This is a genomic window from Cellulophaga sp. (assembly GCF_039943695.1).
In the GTDB taxonomy this organism is placed as follows: domain Bacteria; phylum Bacteroidota; class Bacteroidia; order Flavobacteriales; family Flavobacteriaceae; genus Cellulophaga.
Genome location: NZ_JBDVAA010000072.1, coordinates 1 through 5652, shown reverse-complemented (window position 1 = coordinate 5652; position 5652 = coordinate 1). Strand labels below are relative to the sequence as shown.

Annotated in this window: 5 protein-coding genes; 3 read left to right on the top strand and 2 right to left on the bottom strand. The window is 26.8% G+C overall.

Features of this window, described 5'->3' with window-relative positions; genetic code table 11:
* Window positions 1–215 precede the first annotated feature (215 nt).
* Window positions 216–1370, bottom strand: a complete 1155-nt coding sequence (locus ABJD66_RS05350; protein ID WP_348129045.1) for a glycosyltransferase family 4 protein — start codon at window positions 1368–1370, stop codon at window positions 216–218.
* Window positions 1371–1373: 3 nt separating this feature from the next.
* Entirely contained in the window at window positions 1374–2342 is a 969-nt protein-coding gene (locus tag ABJD66_RS05345) for a GNAT family N-acetyltransferase (protein ID WP_348129043.1), read from the bottom strand.
* A gap of 123 nt (window positions 2343–2465) precedes the next feature.
* Between ABJD66_RS05345 and ABJD66_RS05340 the strand changes: the two genes are divergently transcribed.
* The 3 genes from ABJD66_RS05340 to ABJD66_RS05330 all read left to right on the top strand — a co-directional run.
* Window positions 2466–3461, top strand: a complete 996-nt coding sequence (locus ABJD66_RS05340; protein ID WP_303542478.1) for a DUF2334 domain-containing protein — start codon at window positions 2466–2468, stop codon at window positions 3459–3461.
* A gap of 5 nt (window positions 3462–3466) precedes the next feature.
* Window positions 3467–4879, top strand: coding sequence for an MBOAT family O-acyltransferase (locus ABJD66_RS05335; RefSeq protein WP_303542480.1), 1413 nt, complete (start codon window positions 3467–3469; stop codon window positions 4877–4879).
* A 4-nt stretch (window positions 4880–4883) separates the two neighbouring features.
* Window positions 4884–5652, top strand: a 769-nt coding sequence (locus ABJD66_RS05330; protein ID WP_348129040.1) for a hypothetical protein, incomplete at its 3' end; no start/stop codon positions are given.

The following is a 5652-nucleotide window of genomic DNA, read 5'->3' as shown; positions in this document are numbered from 1 at the left end:
ATTTTATAGCGTGTCTTCCTGTATAAAACAACTCATAATTAGGTATATGTGTGTGTAAGTCATATTGGGGAATATTTTCACTTGCGGTCTTGTGAAAAAAAGAACCTAAACCTATAGATTTTACTTGGCTATTATTGCTCATTTAAGTATAAAATTATATGTAAATTAACCAAAAAAAATAATAGTATAAACTAAATAAAAGGTGTATTGTATATTTATTTAGACAAAGAATTGTATTCTTCTAAAATCTCTTTCCAGATATAACTTTGGCTGTACCTATCTATAATTAGTTGTCTACAATGTGTAGTGTTGTATTTGCCAGTTTTATCTAAGTAAAAAGATAACATTTTTTTGTATAATATATCACTGTTTTTTACAGGAATAATAGTGCCATTAACTTCTTCAATAATAATTTCATTACAACCGTTAATGTTAGTAACTATACTTGGTAAACCCATTGCTCCGGCTTGCATAACTACATTTGGAAAGCCTTCTCTATAGCTAGGAAAGGTAAGTGTATTGGCAATAGATAAATAAGGCTTAACATCTGTTTGCCAACCAGTAACAATAATATCTTTATTCTCTTTTATTTTAGATACTGTTGTAGTATCTAGTGGATCTAATTCTTCTTCAAAAGTACCAACTAAAAGTAATTTAGTATTCTTGTTTTCTTTATTTAGTTTGCAAAAAGCTGTAACTAATTCATTTATACCTTTGTCTGCTACTATTCTACCTAGAAAAATAAAAACGTAGTCAGTTTTTTTTATATCTAGGGAATTTCTTAATTCATTTTTTTGGTTAGCAGAAATTAAATCTGGATTAAAAATAGATGTATTTATTCCGTTAGAACTGCCGTTGCCAAGCACTTTTAATTTATTTTGTTTGGTAAATTTATGATCTAAAATTATTTGTTGTAACCCAAAAGAATTTGGATATATTTTTGTTGCAAATTTATAAGTGATTTTTTCTACAAAATTAAGAAGTATTCTTTTTTTTCCGGTTGCTTCTAATAATGGTAAACCAGCTATAGTATGTAGTCTATGAGGTACTCTTGCTAAATAAGAAGCAATCATACCAATTGTACCAGCTTTTGGGGTATGAGTGTGTACTATATATGGTTTTTCTTTTTTTAAAACGCGATACAATACCCACAAAGATTTTAAATCTTGTATAGGAGTTATTTTACGTGTTAACTCTACAGGTATAACTTGTATGTTTTCTTGCTCTGCTACTGACTCTAGAACACCATTATCATTAGATGAAATGCCTATTACGTTGTAAAAGTTATTTATGTAATTAAGCTGCCCTTTTAAAAGGCCTTTTAATGAAACCGGAACAGTTGTAATACGAATAATTTTATTTCTTTCCATTTTTTAAAAAAGTTCCATATCACCAAGGCTATAATCCCAATAATCTGATTTATTATCTAAAAGAATATCATAATTAGTTTTTTCTATGTTTATTTCTTTAGTGGTTAAATTAGGCCCATTGTGTTTGTAATTAAATACTATATGTGGGAAATTTACGTGAAATAATTTTTTATAAATATTACTAGATAGTGTTGTAATAATGTATTTATTACTTAGAATAGTTATTGCTTTTTTTATATCATTTTCTGTTACCTCAGAATTATTTAAAATTAAAATATCTACAATTCTACATTCAGTTATAAATTTTATTTTCTTCTTTCTATATATTAATAAAATATTACCATTAATTAAATAGTTATAATCTACAATTGGATTTTCTAAATATCTCCACTTTAAAAAAGGTAGTGTAACTGGTGTACTAAGTTGTTCTTTAGAAGAAGTTTTAGAAAAGGATTTTACTTCGTTAATAATTATATTTTTTGCTTTTTTAGAAAAATTTCCTAATTTTTTAGTGGAGCTAAAAACAGAAAAAGGAGATAAAAGTAAGTTGACTTTTACTTTTCTATTAACAACCCAACCTAATTTTAAATAAGCTCCAATGCTTTTTTCGTTAGGCGTGTTAAATACAAAATCAAATCCCTCTGCATTTGCCTCTTTAAGAGTAAATTTCGTTAAGTTAGAAAAAATTCCTTTTCTTCTAAATTTGGTGTCTACTGATGAATCTACGGCTCTTAATGTTTTATAGTCTTGTTTAGAATTTATCCAACTCCATTGCATAAATGACCTCATACCAACAATTTTGTTATTGAAGGTGGCAACGTAAATTAAAGATTCTCCAAAAGGATTTTTATAATGTTTCCAAATCCATATATCATCAGATTTTTTTATATTTTCACCTAATGCAGCTTTAATTAAAGTTACTATTTCTGAAGTATCTTCTATAGTTGCTTTTCTAATTTTTATATCTTCCATAACAAATACGAAATTAAATAAATTTAGCTTGGTTTTAATTGTTTTTTAGCGATTAAACCTACACTTAATCGTATTAAAGGTAAGTAGTATCTAAATTAGAATTTTATTTATAAAAAAAACGAAATGAAGGATAAGGGTGTATTTGTTATTTCTCTAGATTTTGAATTATTCTGGGGAGTAAGAGACAAGAGATCAATAGAAAATTATGGTGATACTCTTAAAGAAACACATCTAGTTGTACCACGTATGCTCCAAATGTTTAATAAATATAAAGTTAGCTCAACTTTTGCTACAGTTGGCTTTTTATTTGCAGATACAAAAGAAGAAATACTTAGGCATAACCCTAATATACAGCCAAAATACAAAGATCCTAATTTATCGCCTTACACAGATAATTTTGTTCAAGTTAAAGATAAAAGCTCTAATGATCCTTTTCATTATGCTCCAGAGTTAATTTCAATATTAAAAAAAGATTCTAATCATGAAATTGCTACTCATACCTACTCTCATTTTTACTGCCAAGAAGAAGGGCAAACAGCAGCAGATTTTGAAGCAGATTTAAAAGCAGCAATATCTATTGCTACTGACAAAGGAATTAAGTTAGATTCATTAGCTTTTCCAAGAAATCAATTTAGCCGTGAGTATTTAAAAATATGTAAGAATAATAATATATTAACTTATAGAGGCAATGAAAATGTTTGGTTTTGTAGGCCAGAAAGTGAGGAGAATACAACTATTTACAAAAGAATTGCACGTACTTTAGATTGTTACGTAAACATATCTGGTAAACACTGCTATAAATTGTCAGACTTAAAAAAGGAAGAACCTTATAACATTCCTTCAAGTCGTTTTTTAAGACCCTATTCTAATAAATTGAAGCGTTTAGAAAGTTTAAAAATTAGACGTGTTAAAAAAGCTATGAAACACGCAGCAAAAAATGGGTTATTATATCATTTGTGGTGGCACCCACATAATTTTGGAGCCAATACAGAAGAAAATTTTAAAACTTTAGAAGAAATTTTAAAGTATTATGAGTTTTTAAATAAAAAATACGGTTTTGAAAGTAAAACAATGAAAGATACTGGAGAAATGATTGGAAGTAACAATAATTTTAATTAAAAATAATGTTATTTAACTCAATAGAATATCTCATATTTTTACCAATTGTTTTTATTTTATATTGGTTTGTAGTCAATAAAAATTTAAAACTTCAAAATATATTACTTCTTTTAGCTAGTTATTTATTTTATGGTTGGTGGGATTACCGTTTTTTATCTTTAATAATATTTAGCTCTTTTTTAGATTATTTTGTCGGGATTAAACTTTTTGAAGCTGTTGACGAAAAAAAAAGAAAATTATGGTTATATGTTAGTCTATTTTCTAATTTAGGATTACTGGGGTTATTTAAATATTATAATTTTTTTGCAGATTCTTTTGCTGTAGCTATGCAGGGCATTGGCTGGCAAGTAGATGATCTTACCTTAAACATAATATTGCCTGTAGGAATTAGTTTTTACACATTTCAAACTTTAAGTTATTCTATAGATATATACAGAAGAACTTTAGAGCCTACTAAAAATATAGTTTCTTTTTTTACTTATGTTTCATTTTTTCCGCAGCTAGTTGCAGGACCTATAGAAAGAGCATCCAATCTGTTACCACAAATAGAGACAAAGCGAAAATTTAGTAGAGAAAGCTTTAATGAGGGAATTTTACAAATTAGCATAGGTCTTTTTAGAAAAGTAGTAATTGCAGATAATTTAGCTGTTTATGTAGATACTGTTTATGCTAATTCTGAATTACATAATTCTAGTACATTATTGCTAGCTACAGTTTTTTACTCGTTTCAAATTTATTATGATTTTGCTGGTTATTCAGATATAGCTATTGGAACAGCTAAATTATTTGGGTTTAATTTTGCTCCTAATTTTAATTTCCCTTACTTTTCTAAATCTATAACAGAGTTTTGGAGAAGATGGCATATGTCTTTATCTTTTTGGTTAAGAGATTACTTATACATATCCTTAGGTGGCAATAGAAAAGGAATAAAAATCACCTATCGTAACTTGCTACTTACCATGCTTCTTGGTGGTTTATGGCACGGAAGTTCATGGAATTTTGTCATTTGGGGTGCCATACATGGACTGTTTTTAAGCGCAGAAAAATATAGTTTTTCCTTATTAAATATTAAGAACTTTAATTTTTTAGGAGCTATATATACCTATATTATTGTAATTTTTGCTTGGGTATTTTTTAGAGCTACAGATGTTACGCAATCTTTTGCTATAATTAAAGAAATATGTAGTTTCAATTTTTATTTTCCTTTTCTAGGAGACATAAGCACAATGAGTGTGTCTCTTTTAATGCTAACTATTGGTTTTATATTAGATTTTCTATTATTTAAAAATGGAAAAAGTGTAGAACATTTAGGAAGAAATATGTCTAATACAAAATTAACAATAATACTAACAGTATTAATTATGTTAATTATACTGTTTTATTCTACATCTAATAATTTTATTTATTTTCAATTTTAATATTATGAAGACACTTAAACTTATTATAGGTATACTTATTGTAACTTTTATAGTAGATAAATGTGTATTCTATACTTTAAACTATTTTAGTGACCATGTGTTTTCTGGTCAAGGCGTGGGTAAGGTTAATCATTACTTAAAAATTAAAGATACTACAGATATATTATTTTACGGGAGTTCTAGGGTTAATCATAGCATAGATCCTTCAATGATTAAAAAATCATCTTTTAATATGGGGGTAGATGGTAAAACAATAAGTAATGCTAAGGTTTTAATTAAACAATTACCAATAAATAAAAAGCAAACTATTGTTTTACATATAGATCCTAACAGAGCTATTGATAGTATGTACGCAGGAGCTGATATCAATTTTTTAGCTACTAAATACCACAGAAATAGTATTGTTAAAAAAGAAATAGATGAGCTTAATTTAAACAATACGTTACAGTCTTTTTATTGGAGTTTAGATTATAATGGTGTTGTTTTGCCAGTTTTAAAAAATTATTTTTTTCCAAAGTATAATTATAAAACATACAACGGTTATGATCCTCTTAAGTTAAATAGGGAACAAAAAAACAATTTAAATAAAATACTAAATACAACAAGCACAGATGATTGTACTTCGTTAAATATTAACCCAATATTTAAAAATGGTATTTTAGACGTAAAGAAATTTGCAAAAGAGAATAACAAAAAGCTTATAATTTTTACTTCACCTGCGTATTCAGATCCTTGTAAAAAGGATAACATTTTACTTAAAAATTTTTTAAAGG

Bases quoted from the DNA above. Each gene is read 5' to 3' on its own strand.
- ABJD66_RS05350 (WP_348129045.1), bottom strand. From the start codon at position 1,370: ATGGAAAGAAATAAAATTATTCGTATTACAACTGTTCCGGTTTCATTA.
- ABJD66_RS05345 (WP_348129043.1), bottom strand. From the start codon at position 2,342: ATGGAAGATATAAAAATTAGAAAAGCAACTATAGAAGATACTTCAGAA.
- ABJD66_RS05340 (WP_303542478.1), top strand. From the start codon at position 2,466: ATGAAGGATAAGGGTGTATTTGTTATTTCTCTAGATTTTGAATTATTC.
- ABJD66_RS05335 (WP_303542480.1), top strand. From the start codon at position 3,467: ATGTTATTTAACTCAATAGAATATCTCATATTTTTACCAATTGTTTTT.